Consider the following 20,255-nt stretch of genomic DNA (forward strand, 5'->3'; position numbering starts at 1 on the left):
TAATAGCACTCAAATTTGTTCTAGGATTACACACCCCATGTCCCCAATTTGAAAGCGGGACTTTCAAAGCACAAATATTAATAACAGTGTTTCTGATTTTCCTAATTCAATCCAATTATCATCAGCGTGAGATTTTACCATGGATAAACTTATTGATCCCCAAATTGTAGCCTCGGTCAATGAACGCAGTTTGAACCGATTATTGCGGGCTGTTTCCCTATCCCAAGGCCAATTTTCTCTCGTTTTAGTTAGATGCAATTCCAGTCAACTCAGACAAAAAGTTCTACAGGCCGTACAGCTTGATTCGGAAATTAAAATTGAGCCTCTGGTTTTGTCTCCCTCTACCCAAACCCTCTATACCGATGTATCAGAAAAATTTGATAAAAACTCTCCTGATGCCCTCATGATTTTAGGGTTAGAAACCGTGGAAAATTTGGATATTCTCCTGAGTTCGACCAATCAAGTCCGAGATGAATTTAGAAAACAATTTAATTTTCCGATTATTTTATGGATTACCGATGATATTGCCACCGCCTTAATTCGTTTAGCCCCGGACTTTAAAAGTTGGGCCGCCGCCACGATTAAATTTGAATTAACCACAACCGAATTATTAGATTACTTAAAATTACAGGCTAATACCCTATTTACCCTAGCAGAATTAAAGATCAAAGCCTGGGAACCCAAAACCCAAAAGGTGTTTAAATCGACCGTATCCCGTCGTTTTCCCTCGGATTTTGGCATCGGTTCTAACCGCAGGCGAGAATTAGAACTCCATTGGCAAGATTTACAAAATCGAGGCTATGAATTAGATCCCGCCTTAGAAGCCTGTCGTCAGTTTATTCTGGGTCAAGATGACGATGCCAATGACTGCATCGAAATTGCCCGCCAACACTATCAACAAAGTTTAGCCCTGCTCCAAGACGAGGCGGGTTTACGAGGTTATGGCACCGCCGGGGAAATCCCCGGTCAAATCTCCGATATCGAACCATCCTTGGCGGTGATAGTTGCCCCCACTTCCCGCCCCCTGGTGTTTTGTTTAAGAGAACGTCAGGGAATTGTGTTATTTCATATTGCTTTAACCTATTATATTCAAGCCACTCGAAATCCCAACTTAGTTCAGGTTTTATTAGCAGAAGCTAAACGCTATTTTGAGCAAAGTCAGCAAATTTTTAAACAAGCTGGACGTCCTGATTTACTCGCTGGAGTAATTTCCCATTTTGGTGAAGTATTGCAACGTTTACAATTATGGGAAATGTTACAAGAATTAGCCCTGGGGGGCATAAAAATGCACTTGGTTTATGGAACCTCCAGTCAATTAGCTCAAGATTATGTGTTTATGGCGGAGGTAGCTTTAAAAAGATCGGAATGGCATCGGGCATTAGTATTAGCAAAATTGGCTTTAGCGATTTTACCTTCGGTGAAACCCACGGTGAGTCAAGGACAGTGTTTATTATTATTAGCCCGTTGTTATCAACATCAGGGAGAATGGCAACCCGCCAAACAGAAATTAGAATTAGCCCTAGGTCAAATTGAACCCCAATATAATCCTCAGTTGTATTTAGATATTTTGGGGGAATTACGCAATATTGACTATCAGCAAGGTCAGTATCGTCAAGCCTTTAGAATTAAGAAAAAACAACGGGAAATTGAACATCAATATGGGTTCCGAGCCTTTATTGGAGCAGCCCAACTTCAACCCCCAAAACAAGCGATTAATCCCTCTAGTACCCAAGGAGAAAATATCGTGGCAATTGCCGAAGAAATGATGGCATCCTGTCGCCAACACGACATTCAGAATTTGCTCCATCGCTTGAGTCGGGATGATCACAAATTAATTATTATTCATGGTCGTTCGGGAGTGGGAAAAAGTTCTTTAGTGAATGCGGGTTTAGTTCCAGCTTTAAGAAATACGGCAATTAGTGCCCGGGATTGTTTGCCCGTGGTGATTCAAGGATATATGGATTGGACTCGGGAATTAGAAAGGAGTTTAGCCAGTGCCTTATTAAATTGTGATTCCTTTAAATATCCCGATGAGTCGATTAAAAAACTCTGGTATACAGTAATTGCCCAATCCTCTATTCAAAATTGGAATAATCGAAATCCCAATCAAAGCGAGCCGGATGTCCCCGCGGCTTTTATTCTGAATCCGGCTTCTTTTGTGTTGAAACAACTCACCGAAAATGCAGAAAGAAATTTACTCACGGTTTTGATTTTTGACCAATTTGAAGAATTCTTTTTTGTTTCTAATTGTCATCAAGAAAAGCGCAAAATATTTTATAATTTTCTCAAAATTTGCTTAGATTTACCCTTTGTAAAAATAGTTTTTTCTCTGAGGGAAGATTATCTGCATCATCTTTTAGAATGTGATCAATTACTCAATTTAGATGCCATTAATAATAATATTCTCGATAAAAAAAATCGCTATCATTTGCGTGATTTTACTTTGGCAGAATCTAAAATAGTAATTGAACGGTTAACCCAGGGGGCTAAATTACAATTAGAACCAAGTTTAATTGATACTTTAGTTACGGATTTAGCCGATGAACGTGACCGAATCCGCCCGATTGAATTACAAGTTGTTGGTGATCAAATTCAAGAACAGGGAATTACCACATTAAGGGCTTATAAAAAATTAGGAACTAATCCTAAAAACGAATTAATTAAACATTCCATTGAACAGGTTGTCAAAGATTGTGGCAACCAAAATGAAGATGCCACTTGGGAAGTTTTATTTGCCCTAACGGATGAAAAATTTACCCGTCCGATTAAGACTAAAGCAGAATTAATTGCTGTGGCGATTAAAGCGGGGGGAGTTGGGGGCACTTCGACAGGCTCAGTGGCCGCAGGGGGAGGAAATAGAGGGGAACGGGAGGAGGAGGTGGCGTTTATTGATGTGATTTTGGAATCAGGGTTGCTGTTACGAAGACGGGAAGAACCCGAAGATCGATATCAACTCCTCCATGATTATTTAGTGTTACCAATTCGACAACGTTATGGACTGCAAGAACAACAGCGTCAGCAGGATATTCAGCAACGGTTACACAAAGCCCAATCTGAACAATCGAAGGCGGAAGCAGCCTTAAAAAAAATGAGTCGGGAGCAACTGTTACAGCGCAATCAACAGTTACAACAATTGTTAGGAGTATCGATCCTGGTTGTCATGTTATTGGGTTTTACAACAAAACTTGCCACCTATCAACAAAGACGGGCTGACGGGCAAAAGCAAATCGCCGATTTAGCCACCTTAACGGCATCTTCCGATGCCCTATTTTTCTCCCAATATAAATTCGATGCCCTCCTCGAAGGTTTAAGGGCGGCTCGACAATTTCAACGGTTAAAAGCCATGACCCAAGATCCGTCGGAATTCAAAACCATGGAAACTCGAATTGCGGCTACCTTGCAACAGGCGGTATATGGGACAACTGAACGCAACCGTTTAGAAGGACATCAAGATGTAGTTTGGGATGCTGCCTTTAGTCCCGACGGCAATTATATAGCTTCCGGGAGTGTGGACAAAACCGTGAAATTGTGGAAACCCGACGGCCAAATTCTGCAAACCTTCGTCGGTCATCGGGGAAATGTCACCAGTGTGAGTTTTAGTCCCGATAGTCAGATGATTGCTTCATCTTCTCAAGATGGGACGATTAAACTTTGGCCTGTAAATTCCAGTCTAGCCTGGAAAGAGTCAGTCACCCCCGTCACACTCCAAGGACATCGCCGGGGTGTTTCCTCGGTGACTTTTTCACCCGATGGCCGTTTGATCGCTTCGGTATCTGAGGATCGTCAATTAAAATTATGGAGCCGAGAGGGGACTTTGTTGCAAACAGTCTATCGGGCCTCCGCCCCTTTAACCTGGGTAGCCTTTAGTCCCAATGGTCGGGTTTTGGCGATCGCATCGGCTGATGGGACGGTCAAACTACTAAAATTAGATGGAACCGTTCTCCAAACTTTAGATCACACCGCTAATCATCATCAAACGGTATATAAGGTAATTTTTTCTCCTAACGGTGAACGAATTGCGACGGTGGGACAGGATCAAACCTTGAAATTGTGGACATATCGAGGCAAATTATTAAAAACCTTAAAAGGCGATCAGTCTAAAATCTATGGGGTAAATTTTTCTCCCGATAGTCAACTATTGGCAACTTCTACGGACAACAAAAATATCTATTTATGGACGGTGGAGGGAACTCTATTAAAGCACTGGCAAGGACACGGGGATAAGGTAAGCAGTGTGCAATTTTCCCCCGATGGCAAGACTTTAGTATCCTCAAGCTATGACAAAACAGTAAAACTCTGGAGTTGCGATCTGATTCCCCTCAAAACCTTGACGGGGCATCGGCATCAGGTCTTAGGCGTGAATTTTAGCCCGAATGGTGAGATGTTTGCTTCAGCGAGTCGGGACACAATGGTGAAACTTTGGAGCCGTACAGGAGCACTATTGACGACCTTAACGGGGCATCAAGATCGGGTGACATCCGTGAGTTTTAGTCCCGATGGGGAACTTTTGGCGACTACTGGTTATGACCGAACCGTGAAATTGTGGAAACTGAGTCCTCACCAGGAAAGCTCAGAAAAAATCCAGGGGGGTTTGTTTAAATTGCCCTATGGGATGATTCCTTGGAATCTGCCGAATCCCAAACAGTCTTTACCTTTGATCAAAAAACGGATTTTGGTGGAATCGATTCCACTGGTTCACAGTTGGATCGGTCATGATGATAAGATTCTCAATTTCACCTTTAGTCCAAATGGAGAAAAAATTGCTACGGCGAGTAAGGATAAAACGGTAAAATTATGGAGTCGAAACGGCCAATTATTGCATACTTTAATCGGCCATAGTTTACGGGTTAATAGTGTTACCTTTAGCCCGAATGGGGAAGTGATTGCCACTGCCAGTGATGATGGGACAATTAAACTTTGGGATGCTCAAGGACAGTTGTTCAAGACAATTATGGCGGATCAGGGTTATGTTTTGAGTATTAATTTTAGTCCCGATGGTCAATTGATTGCTTCTGCTGGCTATGATAATACGGTTAAACTTTGGGATAGTCAGGGAAACTATCTGAAAACGCTGTTAAAGGGATCAAGTGATAGTGTCACCAGTGTGGTGTTTAGTCCTGACAGTAAGTTAATTGCTTCGGCGAGTTACGATGGTAAGGTGAAGTTGTGGAGTCCTGATGATGGTACCTTACTGAAAACTTTGGCGGGACATCGGGATAGTGTGATGGCTATTAGTTTTAGTCCTGATGGTCGGGTTTTAGTTTCAGCCAGCCAGGATGATACGTTAATTATGTGGAATCTTGATTTAGATAATTTGACCGATCGTGCTTGTGATTGGGTTCATGATTATCTACGAACTAATCCCAAAGTCCAAACCAGCGATCGCGATCTTTGTAATCAGTAATCAGTGATCAGTGATCAGTTATTAATTCCTACAGTGATAATTTATAACTGATTACTGATAAGTGTTTACCGATTCCCAGTGGAGGATATCATGTAAAAGGGCTTGATATCCTCGCACATTGGGATGAAGACCATCTTGGCTCAGGTGTAGCCGTAACCAACTCTCCCCTCGTTTTAACCAAAGATCAAAGATATCCAGATAGGGAATTTGACGTTGTTCACAGGCTAACTTTGTAGCTTCTTTGTAACGATATTGGTCAGTGTGATTATAATAAAAACAGTTGAGAAATGGCATTTTGCTTTCATCGACGGGCACCATTCCGATAAATACGACGGGACAGACATTCACCGCTTGATCTAATAAGTGTGTCACCTGGGTTTTCCACCGTTCAAATTCCGTAAAACTCCGTCCGTTAGGGCGTCCTAAACGGGGAGAATCATTTAGACCGACGGAAAGAATGATTAATTCCGGTCGGCGATTGAGTGAGTGTCCGCGATGACTCCATTCTTTTTCCAGTCGTTGGGAAACCTGAGCCACACCGTTTCCTCGCATTCCTAAATTATAAAGGGCATGACCTCTATTTCCCGGGGACATCCACTGACGACGTAAACGTTCTACCCACCCACCACCAACCGGATCGCCGAAACCAAAAATTAGACTATCTCCGAGGGCGACAATTCTCATGGGAGAAGCGCAAGCAAAATTAGGCTGCCAACCATGGGATAAATATTGCTGAGAATCGCTAAGGATTTGCATAGGATAGTTATTGATCAGGTCACATTTAAGCCGAGGTCTTAAAATCCACAACTATAAAATTCCAGGTTTTTGATCAGACTTGGCTGAATATCCCGTCTCTACAGTTATTGATTTTATCTTGACTTTAGTGTAGCCTTGGTTGATTTTTTTAAACCGTTACCTATGAACTTTTAATCTATACCATCCTTAGCTAAGTACCTAAACAATAAGAATGGGGGTAGATTAATCGGCTATTCTACTTGAAATTATCTAAAAATTGGTGTACAATTTTGAAATAGTGTGAAAAAAAGAACACAAAATGGCACAACACCTAAAAAGTTGGGAATCCCCCCGCTCCCCAGGGAGAAATAGGAAGGGTAAAGGCGGTTCCGCCAGGGCGCGACAACTGAAAAAACAACGGCAAACCCTGAGAAATAAACTCAATCAGCAAAGCAACGGGAAGGATCAATCGGATTCCTTCCCGATTTTTTTTGACTCAATTGTGTCCGCGCCTGACCGCAGGTATGGCCAGCAGACCTGAGCCTGTCAAATTCATGGAGATTGTCAACCTCTGATGTAAAAATAGGTGTAGCCTTGCGTTAGGGATGGTTTGAAATCGTGGTGTTTAAAATTGGTTTATTAGGACTGGGAACAGTTGGAACCGGAGTTGTGGAAATTCTATCCAACCCGGAGGGTCGTCATCCGTTGTTATCGGAGTTAAGTTTGCATCGGGTGGGGGTGCGATCGCTATCTAAACCCCGGAGTGTCAACATTCCAGAACATATGCTGACAACGGATTTAGAAGCCATTGTGATTGATCCAGCCATTGATATTGTGGTGGAATTAATCGGGGGTTTGGAGCCCGCGCGATCGCTGATTCTCCAAGCAATTGAAAATGGTAAACATATTGTCACCGCCAATAAAGCGGTGATTTCCCGTTATGGGACGGAAATTTTTGATGCGGCGAACAAAAAAGGCGTTTATGTAATGTTAGAAGCCGCCGTCGGGGGCGGAATTCCGGTGATTCAAGCCTTAAAACAATCCTTGGGTGCGAATCGAATTCAGACAGTCACCGGAATTATTAATGGGACGACCAACTATATTTTGACCCGGATGAAAAATGAAGGGGCAGACTTTGCGGAAGTCCTAACCGATGCTCAACAGTTAGGCTATGCAGAAGCTGACCCCACGGCCGATATTGATGGCTTAGATGCGGGGGATAAAATTGCGATTCTGGCATCCTTAGCTTTTGGGGGCAAAATTAAGTTAGAACAGGTTTACTGTGAAGGAATTAGAAAGGTAACGGCGACGGATATCACCTATGCAGAAAAATTGGGATTTGTGATTAAGTTATTAGCGATCGCCGCCCGTAGTCCCCTGGCAACTCCTGAACAGGATTTATTATCAGTTCGAGTTCATCCCACCTTAGTGCCGTTATCCCATCCTTTAGCCAGTATTAATGATGTTTATAATGCGATTTTAGTTGAAGGAGAACCAATTGGACAGGTGATGTTTTTTGGTCGGGGGGCCGGGTCAGGGCCTACGGCAAGTGCTGTAGTTTCTGATAGTTTAAATATTGTGGCGGTGCTGCAAATGCAAGAAGCAGAAGTTATTAATCCAATTATTACCCATGAAATGATGAGTTGTACCCATCAACATTACTGCAAAATTGCGCCAATGACGGATTTAGTCACCCGTTTTTATGTGCGGTTTCTCACAAAAGATTCTCCTGGGGTAATTGGTAAATTAGGAACTTGTTTTGGTCAGCATCATGTCAGTATAGAGTCGATTGTCCAAACGGGATTTCATGAAAATTTAGCGGAAATTGTTGTAGTTACCCATGATGTGATTGAAGGGAATTTTAATCAAGCTTTAAGTGAAATTAAAAGTTTAGATGAAATTGACAGTATTCCCAGCATTTTAAGGGTACTGTAAATTAGTCATCAGTAAACAGTTATCAGTTATCAGTGTAAGAATTATCAGTTATCACTGTAAAATTTATCGGTTATCAGTTGACAGTAAAGAGTTCATGGTTAATATTCCTGGGCTAAAAACAGTTAACGGTTAACTGTTAACTGATGACTGATGACTGATGACTGATTAGGAGTGTAGATCCGTAGGTTATGATAGATATATTCATATTTCTTAATCTTTGTTTACAAAATCCTGATGACTGCAACAAGCATCGCCAAAACCAAGCAATTCTTTAAGAAAACCATATTTTTCGATAACGAGCCAACCCCAGAACTGATCGCCATCTTGCTGGTGTACTTTGTCCAGGGAATTTTAGGACTGGCCCGTTTGGGGGTGAGTTTTTTCCTCAAGGATGAACTCGGAATGAGTCCGGCGGAAGTGTCGGTATTACTAGGAATTGTAGCGATTCCCTGGATTATAAAACCCCTATTTGGCTTTATTTCCGACGGTCTGCCGATTTTCGGTTATCGCCGTCGTCCCTATTTAATCCTATCGGGACTGTTAGGAACATTATCCTGGATTGCCCTAGCCACAATGGTTCACACCCCTTTAGCGGCTACGGGTGCGATCGCTTTGAGTTCCCTTTCCGTGGCCATTGCCGATGTGATTGTCGATTCCTTAGTGGTTGAAAGAGCCCGTCACGAATCGATTCATAATATTGGTTCTCTGCAATCCGCTTCCTGGGGAGCTTCGGCCATAGGGGGATTAATTACCGCCTATTTAGGGGGGTTTTTATTAGAGAAATTTCCCCCGCAAACCATATTTTTAATTACAGCAACTTTTCCCTTAATTACAACAGTTGTAGCGGGATTAATTACAGAAGAATTTCAGGGTCAAGCTTCTAATTGGCAAACGGTTAAATCTCAAATTAAAAATCTGCGTCAAGCCATCACCCAAAAATCAATCTGGTTACCTACGGCTTTTATTTTTGTTTGGCAAGCCACACCCACGGCTGATTCTGCATTTTTCTTTTTTACCACCAATGAATTAGGATTTCAACCGGAATTTCTAGGGCGAGTTCGTTTAGTTACCAGTATTGCTTCCCTACTAGGAATTTGGCTGTTTCAAAGATTTTTTAAGTCTGTACCCTTTCGGACAATCTTTTTTTGGTCAACCATTATTTCCACCCTCTTAGGGATGACAATGTTACTATTAGTCACCCATACGAACCGTACCCTAGGAATTGATGATCATTGGTTTAGTTTAGGGGATAGTTTAATCCTAACCGTGATGGGACAAATTGCCTATATGCCCGTTTTAATATTAGCTGCTCGCCTCTGTCCTCCCGGGGTAGAAGCCACATTATTTGCCCTATTAATGTCAATTTCTAATTTAGCAGGTTTAATTTCCTATCAATTAGGCGGTGTCCTCACCTATTATTTAGGAATTACGGAAACCAATTTTGACCAATTATGGTTACTGGTAATGATTACTAACCTAAGTACCCTATTACCTATTCCCCTAATTCATTGGTTGCCTAATAGTAATGCAGAAATCGAACCGCCAATGGTCAGCATAGAACCCTCAGAACTTGATCAATTAACCGTCAATCCTTAGTTAAGAGACAATGAAAAATACAATTTCTCATCCAGCAAATTCCAAAAAAAATCTATCCTATAGTCCTAAAGATTGGGCAAAAGGATATCTTTCTCAACCGAATGAATACGACTATTGGATTGAAGATATTGAAGGAGAAATTCCGACGGAACTAGAAGGAACTCTCTATCGAAATGGCCCCGGTTTATTAGATATTAATGGGCAACCCTTTCGTCATCCCTTTGATGGTGATGGCATGATTTCTGCAATTCGATTTACTAAAGGTAAAGCTCATTATTGCAATCGATTTGTCAGAACTCCAGAATATTTAGAAGAACAAAAAGCCGGGAAAATTCTCTATCGGGGGGTGTTTGGAACCCAAAAACCCGGGGGATGGTTAGCAAATTTTCTGGATTTAAAAATCAAAAATATTGCTAATACCAGCGTCATTTATTGGGCGGGAAAACTATTAGCATTATGGGAAGCCGCCCGACCCTATCATCTGGATGCGAATACCTTAGAAACTATTGGAATTGATGACTTAGATGGGATTTTAGAACCCAGTGATGCTTTTTCAGCCCATCCTCGAATTGATCCGAATTGTGAGTGGAATGGCGGCGAACCCTGTTTAGTCAATTTTTCGATTAAACCCATGTTGTCAACTACTATTACAATTTATGAAATTTCTCATCAAGGAAAATTACTGAGAAAACAGGTTCATTCTGTTCCGGGATTTGCTTTTATTCACGATTTTGCTATTACTCCTAATTATTGTATTTTCTTTCAAAATCCCGTCCAGTTTAATCCCATTCCCTATTTATTAGGATTGTCAGGGGCGGGAGAATGTATTAACTTTCAACCCGAAAANGACCCTATCATCTGGATGCGAATACCTTAGAAACTATTGGAATTGATGACTTAGATGGGATTTTAGAACCCAGTGATGCTTTTTCAGCCCATCCTCGAATTGATCCGAATTGTGAGTGGAATGGCGGCGAACCCTGTTTAGTCAATTTTTCGATTAAACCCATGTTGTCAACTACTATTACAATTTATGAAATTTCTCATCAAGGAAAATTACTGAGAAAACAGGTTCATTCTGTTCCGGGATTTGCTTTTATTCACGATTTTGCTATTACTCCTAATTATTGTATTTTCTTTCAAAATCCCGTCCAGTTTAATCCCATTCCCTATTTATTAGGATTGTCAGGGGCGGGAGAATGTATTAACTTTCAACCCGAAAAACCGACTAAGATTATTGTCATTCCCAGGGGTGAAAAGGGCAAAATCCAATATTTTGAAATGCCCCTAGGATTTGTCTTTCATCATGCCAATGCCTATGAACAGGAGGATACTCTATTTGTGGATTCTATTTGTTATGAATCCTTACCCCAAGTTCGCCCCAATGAAGATTATCGAGAGACGGATTTTAGTGCATTAGACCCCGGGCAATTATGGCGTTTTTCCTTGGGTTTAACTACGGGAAAAGTAGAACGTCAAAAGATTGAATCTCGCTGTTGTGAATTTCCGGCATTACATCCGAATTATGTCGGTAGACCCTATCGTTATTTATATTTAGGAGCCGCCCACGATGCCGAAGGAAATGCACCCTTACAGGCTATTTTAAAACTAGATCTAAATACAAATCAACGTCAATTATGGAGTGCAGCACCCGCAGGATTTGTCAGTGAGCCTATATTTGTACCGCGTAAAAATGCGATCACCGAAGATGATGGATGGGTGTTAACAGTGGTGTATAATTCTGAAAATCATCGTTCCGAGATTGTAATTTTGGATAGTCGTGATTTGAGCAAAGGTGCGATCGCTCGATTATACTTAAAACATCATATTCCCTACGGTTTACATGGAACCTTTGTGCCCTGTTGAAGTTTAAACTCTGATCACCCTCACCACAAAAGTTAAGAAGGTCGATCCCCTAAATATGTTAGGGTGAGGGTATAACATGAGCAGACTCTTTACCGAGGCAGTCCGATGAAGTTTAGCATCGTGATTACAACCTATAACCGCATAGCTTTACTGAAACGGGCGATTGATTCTGCGTTGAAACAAACCATTCCCTGTGAAGTTGTGATTGCTGATGATTATTCCTCCGATGAAACAGAAAACTATGTTCGCAATTTATCGGCTTCCTTAGTTGAACAGGGAGATTATCGTTTAGTTTATCATCGTAACTCTCGGAATTTAGGACATTCTGCTACGATGAATGCGGGAGTGAGGGCAGCTTCTGGAGACTGGATTAAACCTATAGATGATGATGATTATTTGGCGTTAAATTGCATTGAGGAAATGAACAAAGCCATTGAAATATATCAAAGTAAAGCCTATCAAAATTCATCGTCTCAGGCAGTTATTTGTTCCTGTCAGGCGAGTCAAGTAGACCCCAATGGTGAGGAATTAAATCGCACCCGCTTAACTGGCCCGGGCAGGGCTTATTATATTCCCCAGGAAGATATTCACTATGGAATGTTATTAGAACAAGTGCCCTTTGGAACTCCGGTTCAAGTTGCCTATTCCAAAGAAGCGTTTCTCAAATCGGGGGGCTGGGATTCGAGTTTGGATATTAATTGTGATGATATTGATTCTTGGATTAAAATTGCTCAATTTGGAGATGCAATTTTTCTTAATCAGTGTTTAGCTTTTAGAACTATTTGGCCGGGAGCTTGTAATCAAAAATTATCCCTAAAAAAACGACTCGATACTAATATTTTAATTAAGGAAAAAATCTATCAATTAGTGAATCAAAAATATCAAATTCAACTTCCGAGGCTCGAACATATTCGTGATTATCTAAGACTGCATTGGAGTCTTGTAGCTCTAAAAAGGGCTAAAATTAAAAATGCCGTTTATTTTTCTTCAAAATCTTTATTTTCTCCTCAAGGTTGGAGATTATTAATATCTTCTATTTTAAATCGAAGACAACAATGGTCAAAATTAAAACAGCTATTAAAAGTAGATAAAACCTCAGAACTTGCCGTTAAAAAAATTATTTTAATTGAATAATAGCATGAGAAAAATTTTAAAAATTACCCAAACTTTTCTAACAACTTACTATGCCTACATGGTTGAATATCGAGCCGAATTATTCTTGTGGGCATTGTCTGGCACCTTACCTTTTATTTTAATGGGAATTTGGATTAAAGCCTCCCAAACGGGTAATCTTGAACTGAGTTCTATTGAATTTGCTCGATATTTTTTAGCTACTTTTATTGTTAGACAAGCTAACGTAGTTTGGGTGATTTGGGAGTTTGAAAAAGAAGTAATTCAAGGAAAACTTTCTCCTAGATTATTACAACCTATTGATCCTGTTTGGCATCATTTTCTTAGCCATGTTGCCGAAAGATTTGCCCGTCTTCCCTTTATTATTGGGCTAATTATTTTATTCTTTGCCCTCTATCCTGAATCTTTTTGGATACCCAGTTTAGGACAAACTTTATTATTTTTATTTGTATTAATTCTAGCTTTTTTATTGCGGTTTATTATGCAATATACCTTTGCTCTATTTGCATTCTGGACTGAAAGAGCCAGTGCCATTGAACAAATTTGGTATTTACCCTATCTATTTTTATCGGGAATTATTGCCCCTTTAACCGTCTTTCCTCCCTTGATTCGGGAAATAACATTATGGACTCCCTTTCCCTATCTAATTTATTTTCCGGCTTCTATTATTGTGGGATTTCCGGTTGATATATTTCGCGGTTTATTGATAATGTTCTTTTGGGGAATTCTATTTTTAATCATTAACCGTTGGCTGTGGAAACGGGGGTTAAAACAATATTCAGGAATGGGTGCTTAGTAGTGAGTCCTTTAGGACTCTCTTAGGACTCTGTTTCTAGGAGAAAGCCTTAAAGGGCTTACTACGTTAATATAAATAAAGCTATCTTAAATCAATTCTTAGGAATACATCAACAATGAGACTACTTCACACAATGTTACGAGTGGGAAACCTAGACCGCTCCTTACAATTTTACTGCGATATTTTAGGGATGAAATTGCTGCGTCAAAAAGACTATCCCGGGGGTGAATTTACCTTAGCATTTGTCGGTTATGGGGATGAATCCGAGCAGAGCGTGATTGAGTTAACCTATAACTGGGGGGTAGACCAGTATGAAATCGGTACAGGTTATGGTCATATTGCCCTGGGTGTGGATGATATTTACGGGACTTGCGAACAGATTAGAGCCGCCGGCGGTAAAATTACCCGTGAACCTGGCCCGATGAAGCATGGAAATACCGTGATTGCCTTTGTGGAAGATCCCGATGGTTATAAGATTGAATTAATTCAGTTAGGAACTCAAGGCTCAAATTCGGAAAAAGAAACAGTTGTTACTGCTGTAGGTTCTTAATTTTAACCAATTCTAGCAGTGCGATCGCGCTCTAAAATGGGCGATCGCACCCAGAAATGATCGAAGCAAAAAACGCAATCGAGTCTTATAGGGAAGTTACATTCCCAGCCTGTAAGCCTTTGGGGCCCTGGCTAATCTCAAATTCCACACGCTGACCTTCAGTTAGAATTCTAAAGCCATCGTTTTGAATAGCCGTGTGATGTACAAAGATGTCTTGAGAGCCATCGTCTGGTGTAATGAAACCAAAGCCTTTTGCCTCATTAAACCATTTGACCACACCGGAAGTTTTAGACATATTTTGACCTCTAGGGAATAGCGATTAAGATAACCCTGCGATCGCCAATTTCATAGAGGGATCGCACTAGGGAATTATCTAAGGAAAGACCATGTCAGGTCTTAGATGGCAGTCACATTTACTGCCGAGGGGCCTTTTTGACCCTGTTCGATGTCGAATTCCACACGCTGGCCTTCAGCTAGAGTTTTAAAGCCACTGCCTGCAATAGCCGAGTGGTGTACAAAAATATCCTTAGATCCATCCACGGGGGTGATGAAACCAAAGCCTTTTGACTCGTTGAACCATTTTACCTGACCTGTAATTTTAGCCATGTTTTAACCTCTAGGGAAATAAAATTAACTTCAAACCATTATTCTATAAGAATTTGATTGAAATTTTTGGATATATCTCTTAGTTTAGCTTACTTAAGGATCAAATTCCGACAAATAAAAAACGTTTGACTGATCAAATCATCCGATCCAATTTTCTCCTATGTTGTTCATGAAGATCCCCTACCCCTAATTGATTTTCAGTATTGGCACAATTTTTTGCTGGAGCTTCTGCGATCCGTTCTAAAGTCTTATTGGCGACTCTGCTTAAATTCGGAGGATTATATTAATGATTATTTTTACTTTTTATTGATATCCAATAGTTAACCTTCTTTTGCGACTACAGGGGGAGTAAAGATGCTTGTGGAAAATTTCTGCCAATTTGGCAGCATAGTCCGATTGTAATGGTTTTCAATGATTGTAGGTAACTAGATTTATTTACGTCTACCTACTTCTGGTGATGCACTTCAGATGGGAATCCGCGTTCTATATCCTGAAGGTTCTCTCGGCTTTTTCCTCAGTTATAAAAAAATGTCGACCGCAGGGTGATAGCTAATGACAATTAATTCTTCCGACAATCTTCTCTCCAACACTCCAGGGGCTCCTGTTCCCATGGCACCGCCCCCACCCCCAGGAGGGCCAACTTTACTCGATCCTCTGACGGTTCCCAAATTCACTAATCCCTTGCCGAACTTGCTCGCTCCGGGATTATTTATTGATGCCAGCAATGGCGGAACTCCAGACATTTCCATGAAAGAGGGAACCCATAACTTTGGCTTAGGAACAGGAATCCCCTCAGCGACAACCTGGGGTTATCATGGTTCCTTGGCTTCCACTGGGGATACTGCCAATCTTAATTACCTTGGCCCTACCATTGTGGCGGAGAAGGATCAACCTATCACCGTCAACTGGAAGACTGAACTGCCCCAGAAACATCTGCTGCCCGTTGATCCCACAGTCCATTGGGCTTTTACAGACACTACTAATACCATCAGCACTAACGGTGTTCCCGTAGTAACTCACCTGCATGGTGGACATAGTGAATCGCAATATGACGGTCTTCCCGATGCCTGGTTTACGTCTACCAGAATAGGGGGGCCGCTTGCTATCAACAACGGGAATAATTTTCAACCCTATACCTACAACAACGACCAGGAAGCAGCTACCCTCTGGTATCATGACCACGCCCTTGGCATCACCCGCTTAAATGTCTATGCGGGTTTAGCAGGTTTCTACATCCTGCGGGATAATTATGACACTGGCATTCCTGATAATCCCAAAACCACTGCCATCGAAAACCCACTTCCAGGCAATTACGTCAATTCCGATTACACAGGAGATACCAACCTAGACCCCAATGTTTACTATGAATATCCCCTAGTTATTCAAGACAAGATATTCCAGGCCGATGGTCAGCTATTTTACCCATCTTCTAATGCGGATTTAACGGCAGCAGGCTTAAAACCCATGCTCCCGGCGACAGCACCTAATCCCAGCATTATCCCAGAGTTTGCTTCGGGTAATGTGATTCTGGTTAATGGCCAGGCGTGGCCGGTGATGGATGTGGAGCCTCGTAAATACCGCTTCCGCCTGCTGAATGGCTCCGACTCGCGGTTCTACAACTTTAAACTGCCGGGGAATTTGAAGTTTACCCAAATTGGAACCGATGACGGTCTACTCAATGCTCCCGTGCAACTGAATAACCTGCAACTCGCCCCTGGCCAAAGGGCTGATATCGTGATCGACTTTGCCGGATCTCAGGGAAAACAGCTAATTCTGGATAATGATGCGGGTGGAAAGGGTTCCCGACCCATTCCCAACAATCCGCAAACGACGGGTCAGATTATGGCCTTCAAGGTGGGTAATAAGGTAACAGTTCCTGACGTCCCCTTGCCCGCGACTTTACGGGGAGGTACGGGCCAACCTGCCGCGATCGCCCTACCTAAATCGGTTTCACCGATTGACTCCGATGACCTGGCGTTTCATAACGTCACTGGTGTGACTGATCCCCTCACCGGACTGCCAGTTGCCAAGCAAGTCGGACTCTTTGAGGCTCCGCTCGCTAATACCATTGATCCCTATGGTCGGATCACGCCCATGCTGGGAACGGTTAAAGATGGTGCTCTGATGTGGGAAGAACCGATTACCGAGAAAATACAGTTAGGCCAAACTGAGGTTTGGGAAGTTTACAATACCACTGCTGATGCTCACCCCGTCCACCTGCACCAGATTCCCTTCCAACTGCTTGATCGGCAGAAATTCTCAGCTACCCAAGCCTCGCCCACTGCGCCCCTAACTAACATTAAGTTAAAAGGCAGCCCAACTCCGGCAGCGGCTAACGAAGCAGGCTTATTGGACACCGTTATCGTCAACCCCGGCGAAGTGGTTCGGATTGCCGCCAAATTCGACCTACCAGGAGAGTACGCCTGGCACTGCCACATCCTCTCCCACGAAGATAACGAGATGATGCGACCTTATGAAGTTGTTCCTGTCTCAACCCAGAACTCATTATTAGTTTAAGGAGTTTAGGGGATTTGATGGTTTTAGTTAGGGTAAATGGGGGGATTCTGTCGGCAACTCCCCCATAATTTCTTCCTGAATAATTTTAACGATAGCGACATAATCGCCCTTTCTCCATCAATCCTACATGAATGAACGGGTTGCGCCCAGATATAGTTACAATGGGGGCAGTATATTGATGATTATTTTTACCCCTTATTGATCCCCCCAACGATGCAACCGACCGATCCGACAAAATTTACAGATAAAGCCTGGGAAGCCGTGGTTAAATCCCAGGATGTAGCGCGTCGTTTTCAAAATCAGAATTTAGAAGTTGAACATCTGATCACCGCCCTGCTAGAACAAAATGGACTCGCCACTAGCCTCCTGAGTCGGGCGGGGGTAGATACGGATATTTTTAGCCAACAGTTAGAAGCCTTTACCAAACGTCAACCCAAGGTTGGACGGATTGAACATTTATATTTAGGACAGAGCTTAGATCTGTTATTGGATCAAGCTGAAGTAGACCGTCAAGCCCTACAGGATGGTTTTATCTCCATCGAACACTTAATTCTGGCCTTCTGCGAAGATGACCGTATAGGTCGGAAACTCCTGGCCGGGGAGGCCCCCACCAGCCAACGGCCCGGACGTCCTGGTTATGATCGTCCAGGGCGTTCTCCTTCTATTCGTCCGAAATTAGAGGAAGCAATTAAGGCAATTCGGGGTAGTTCTAAAGTGGAAACCCAAAGCCCAGAAACCAGTTATGAAGCCTTAAAAAAATATGGTAAAGACTTAACAGAACTGGCTAAAGCCGGAAAACTTGATCCGGTAATTGGCCGGGATGAAGAAGTGCGTCGGGTGGTCAGTTGTTTATCTCGCAGAACTAAAAATAATCCGGTGTTAATTGGGGAACCAGGAGTAGGAAAAACCGCGATCGCCGAAGGTTTAGCCCAACGAATTGTTAACGGAGATGTGCCAGAATCCTTAAAAAATCGCCAGTTAATTTCCTTAGATATGGGAAGTTTAATTGCTGGAGCAAAATATCGGGGAGAATTTGAAGAAAGACTGCGATCGGTATTAAGAGAAGTCACCCATTCCGAGGGACAAATTGTATTATTTATTGATGAATTGCATACGGTGGTTGGAGCAGGTTCCAGCGGCGGTTCATCGGGAATGGATGCTAGTAATTTACTCAAACCCATGTTAGCCCGGGGAGAATTGCGTTGTATTGGCGCTTCCACTGTGGACGAATATCGCAAACATATTGAAAAAGATCCTGCCCTAGAAAGACGGTTTCAACAGGTTTATGTCGATCAACCTTCTCCTGAAGATACGATATCAATTTTAAGAGGACTAAAAGACCGTTATGAACGCCATCATGGGGTAAAAATTACTGATAGTGCCTTGGTGGCGGCGGCAATGTTATCAAGTCGTTATATTAGCGATCGCTTTCTACCCGATAAAGCCATTGATGTTGTTGATGAAGCCGCCGCTCAATTGAAGATGGAAATAACTTCAAAACCCGTTGAATTAGAACAAATTGATCGGCGGGTAATGCAGTTAGAAATGGAAAAATTATCCATAGAAGGGGAAAGTTTAGGAACCGGAGAAAGTAACCGTCGAAATGATGGCGGGGTAGCGATTCGTTTAGGCAGAATTAAGGAAGAAATTGAGAGTTTAAAAACCAAACAGGAAAAACTTGCTTCCCAATGGCAAGGGGAAAAACAACTCTTAGATAGTATTAATAAACTCAAGGAAGATGAAGAAGAATTAAGGGTACAAATTGAACAGGCGGAACGGGCCTATGATTTAAACAAAGCCGCCCAATTAAAGTATGGTCAATTGGAAGTTTTACATCAGGAACGGGAAGGCAAAGAAGCGGAATTAGTTAAGTTACAATCCGAGGGTTCTTCGATGTTGCGTGAGGAGGTCACGGAGGCCGATATCGCAGGGATTATTGCTAAATGGACGGGGATACCTGTTAACCGTTTATTAGAGTCAGAACGGCAAAAATTATTGCGCTTAGAGAGTCATTTACATCAACGGGTAATCGGACAACAGGAGGCAGTGGCGGCCGTTTCTGCTGCTATTAGAAGGGCGCGGGCGGGGATGAAAGATCCCGGTCGTCCGATTGGATCTTTCCTGTTTATGGGGCCAACGGGGGTGGGAAAAACCGAGTTAGCGAAGGCGTTAGCAGAATTTTTATTTGATAGCGAGGAGTCTATTATTCGGATTGATATGTCTGAATATATGGAAAAACACGCGGTTTCTCGGTTAGTTGGGGCGCCTCCGGGCTATGTGGGGTATGACGAGGGGGGTCAACTATCGGAAGCGGTGCGACGTCATCCCTATTCGGTGATTTTATTTGATGAGGTGGAAAAAGCCCATCCCGATGTGTTTAATATTTTATTACAAGTATTAGATGATGGCCGAATTACCGACTCCCAAGGAAGGACGGTGGATTTTAGAAATACCGTTATTGTGATGACCAGTAATATTGGGGGGGAACATATTTTAGATGTGGCGGGGGATGAGTCCCGTTATGGGGAAATGGAGAAGCGGGTTATGACGGCTTTGCGATCGCATTTTCGCCCAGAATTTTTAAATCGGGTGGATGATATTATCCTATTCCATCCGTTAAGTAAAGGGGAATTACGGTATATTGTGGCGATTCAAGTTAAGCGGATTCAAAGGTTATTAGCAGATCAAAAAATATCAATTGAATTATCGCCAGCAACCCTAGATTATTTAGCGGATATTGGTTATGATCCGGTCTATGGAGCTAGACCCTTAAAACGGGCGATTCAACGGGAAGTAGAAAACCATATTGCCAATTTATTGTTAGAACAGAAATTCGTCACGGAAGATACAATTTATGTGGATTATGAAGATGAAAAATTAGTCTTTAATCATCAACCTTTAATTCCTAAAGCTAAAGAAGAACCGTTAATTATGAATGTTCAACCGATGAGAAAAACAATATCTGATCCGTTGGAAATGGATGTTCAGCCCGTGATATTAACCACTTCTAAAACAGCAGAGGGGGATGATATTATTACGGTTGAAACCGTGAAAGATGAATAGATTTTGATTTAACTTTAGGGACGTTCGATCCAACGTCTCCTAAAATTTGAATCAGC

General features: G+C 42.1%; 12 protein-coding genes and 1 pseudogene. 10 read left to right on the plus strand and 3 right to left on the minus strand.

Translation table 11 applies throughout. The annotated features are described in order from the left end of the window. Positions 1 to 139: 139 nt before the first annotated feature. Positions 140 to 5,404 (plus strand): NACHT and WD repeat domain-containing protein, encoded by a 5,265-nt coding sequence (locus PL9631_RS13825; RefSeq protein WP_083621170.1) that lies wholly within the window; start codon positions 140 to 142, stop codon positions 5,402 to 5,404. A gap of 51 nt (positions 5,405 to 5,455) precedes the next feature. Here PL9631_RS13825 and PL9631_RS13830 read toward each other — a convergent pair whose 3' ends face one another. Further along, positions 5,456 to 6,160 carry a GDSL-type esterase/lipase family protein gene (locus tag PL9631_RS13830; RefSeq protein ID WP_083621172.1) on the minus strand — a complete coding sequence of 235 codons (705 nt, stop codon included), beginning with the start codon at positions 6,158 to 6,160 and terminating at the stop codon, positions 5,456 to 5,458. Positions 6,161 to 6,757: 597 nt separating this feature from the next. On the opposite strand from PL9631_RS13830, the gene PL9631_RS13835 reads away from it, so the two are divergent. From PL9631_RS13835 to gloA, 7 genes and pseudogenes are all read left to right on the plus strand, one after another. Continuing rightward, complete coding sequence (locus PL9631_RS13835) at positions 6,758 to 8,074, plus strand: homoserine dehydrogenase (protein WP_083621175.1); 1,317 nt, start codon at positions 6,758 to 6,760, stop codon at positions 8,072 to 8,074. Positions 8,075 to 8,308: 234 nt separating this feature from the next. Further along, positions 8,309 to 9,670, plus strand: a complete 1,362-nt coding sequence (locus PL9631_RS13840; RefSeq protein WP_156090567.1) for a folate/biopterin family MFS transporter — start codon at positions 8,309 to 8,311, stop codon at positions 9,668 to 9,670. 10 nt (positions 9,671 to 9,680) lie between these two features. Then, positions 9,681 to 10,511, plus strand: a pseudogene (locus PL9631_RS13845) (carotenoid oxygenase family protein); the annotation flags it as partial. A 47-nt stretch (positions 10,512 to 10,558) separates the two neighbouring features. Continuing rightward, entirely contained in the window at positions 10,559 to 11,536 is a 978-nt protein-coding gene (locus tag PL9631_RS13850; protein ID WP_331281266.1) for a carotenoid oxygenase family protein, read from the plus strand. Positions 11,537 to 11,641: 105 nt separating this feature from the next. Beyond that, positions 11,642 to 12,670: a glycosyltransferase gene (locus PL9631_RS13855; protein WP_083621180.1), complete on the plus strand. Its 1,029-nt coding sequence runs from the start codon at positions 11,642 to 11,644 to the stop codon at positions 12,668 to 12,670. A 4-nt stretch (positions 12,671 to 12,674) separates the two neighbouring features. Beyond that, on the plus strand, positions 12,675 to 13,463 hold the full coding sequence (locus PL9631_RS13860; protein ID WP_083621182.1) for an ABC transporter permease: 789 nt from the start codon (positions 12,675 to 12,677) through the stop codon (positions 13,461 to 13,463). A 115-nt stretch (positions 13,464 to 13,578) separates the two neighbouring features. Next, positions 13,579 to 14,013, plus strand: a complete 435-nt coding sequence (gene gloA / locus PL9631_RS13865; protein ID WP_083621184.1) for a lactoylglutathione lyase — start codon at positions 13,579 to 13,581, stop codon at positions 14,011 to 14,013. Between the two features lie 85 nt (positions 14,014 to 14,098). Here the strand turns inward: gloA and cspE (PL9631_RS13870) are convergent, their stop codons facing one another. Together cspE (PL9631_RS13870) and cspE (PL9631_RS13875) are read right to left on the minus strand one after the other, a co-directional pair. Next, positions 14,099 to 14,308, minus strand: a complete 210-nt coding sequence (gene cspE, locus PL9631_RS13870) for a transcription antiterminator/RNA stability regulator CspE (protein ID WP_083621186.1) — start codon at positions 14,306 to 14,308, stop codon at positions 14,099 to 14,101. Positions 14,309 to 14,409: 101 nt separating this feature from the next. After that, complete coding sequence (gene cspE, locus PL9631_RS13875) at positions 14,410 to 14,619, minus strand: transcription antiterminator/RNA stability regulator CspE (RefSeq protein WP_083621188.1); 210 nt, start codon at positions 14,617 to 14,619, stop codon at positions 14,410 to 14,412. Between the two features lie 609 nt (positions 14,620 to 15,228). Here cspE (PL9631_RS13875) and PL9631_RS13880 point away from each other — a divergent pair. Both PL9631_RS13880 and clpB read left to right on the plus strand, forming a co-directional pair. Then, positions 15,229 to 17,136, plus strand: a complete 1,908-nt coding sequence (locus PL9631_RS13880; protein WP_197046370.1) for a multicopper oxidase family protein — start codon at positions 15,229 to 15,231, stop codon at positions 17,134 to 17,136. A gap of 213 nt (positions 17,137 to 17,349) precedes the next feature. Then, complete coding sequence (clpB, locus tag PL9631_RS13885; protein WP_083621191.1) at positions 17,350 to 20,199, plus strand: ATP-dependent chaperone ClpB; 2,850 nt, start codon at positions 17,350 to 17,352, stop codon at positions 20,197 to 20,199. Positions 20,200 to 20,255 lie beyond the last annotated feature (56 nt).

Origin of the sequence: Planktothrix paucivesiculata PCC 9631 (assembly GCF_900009265.2) — a bacterium.
GTDB lineage: Bacteria > Cyanobacteriota > Cyanobacteriia > Cyanobacteriales > Microcoleaceae > Planktothrix > Planktothrix paucivesiculata.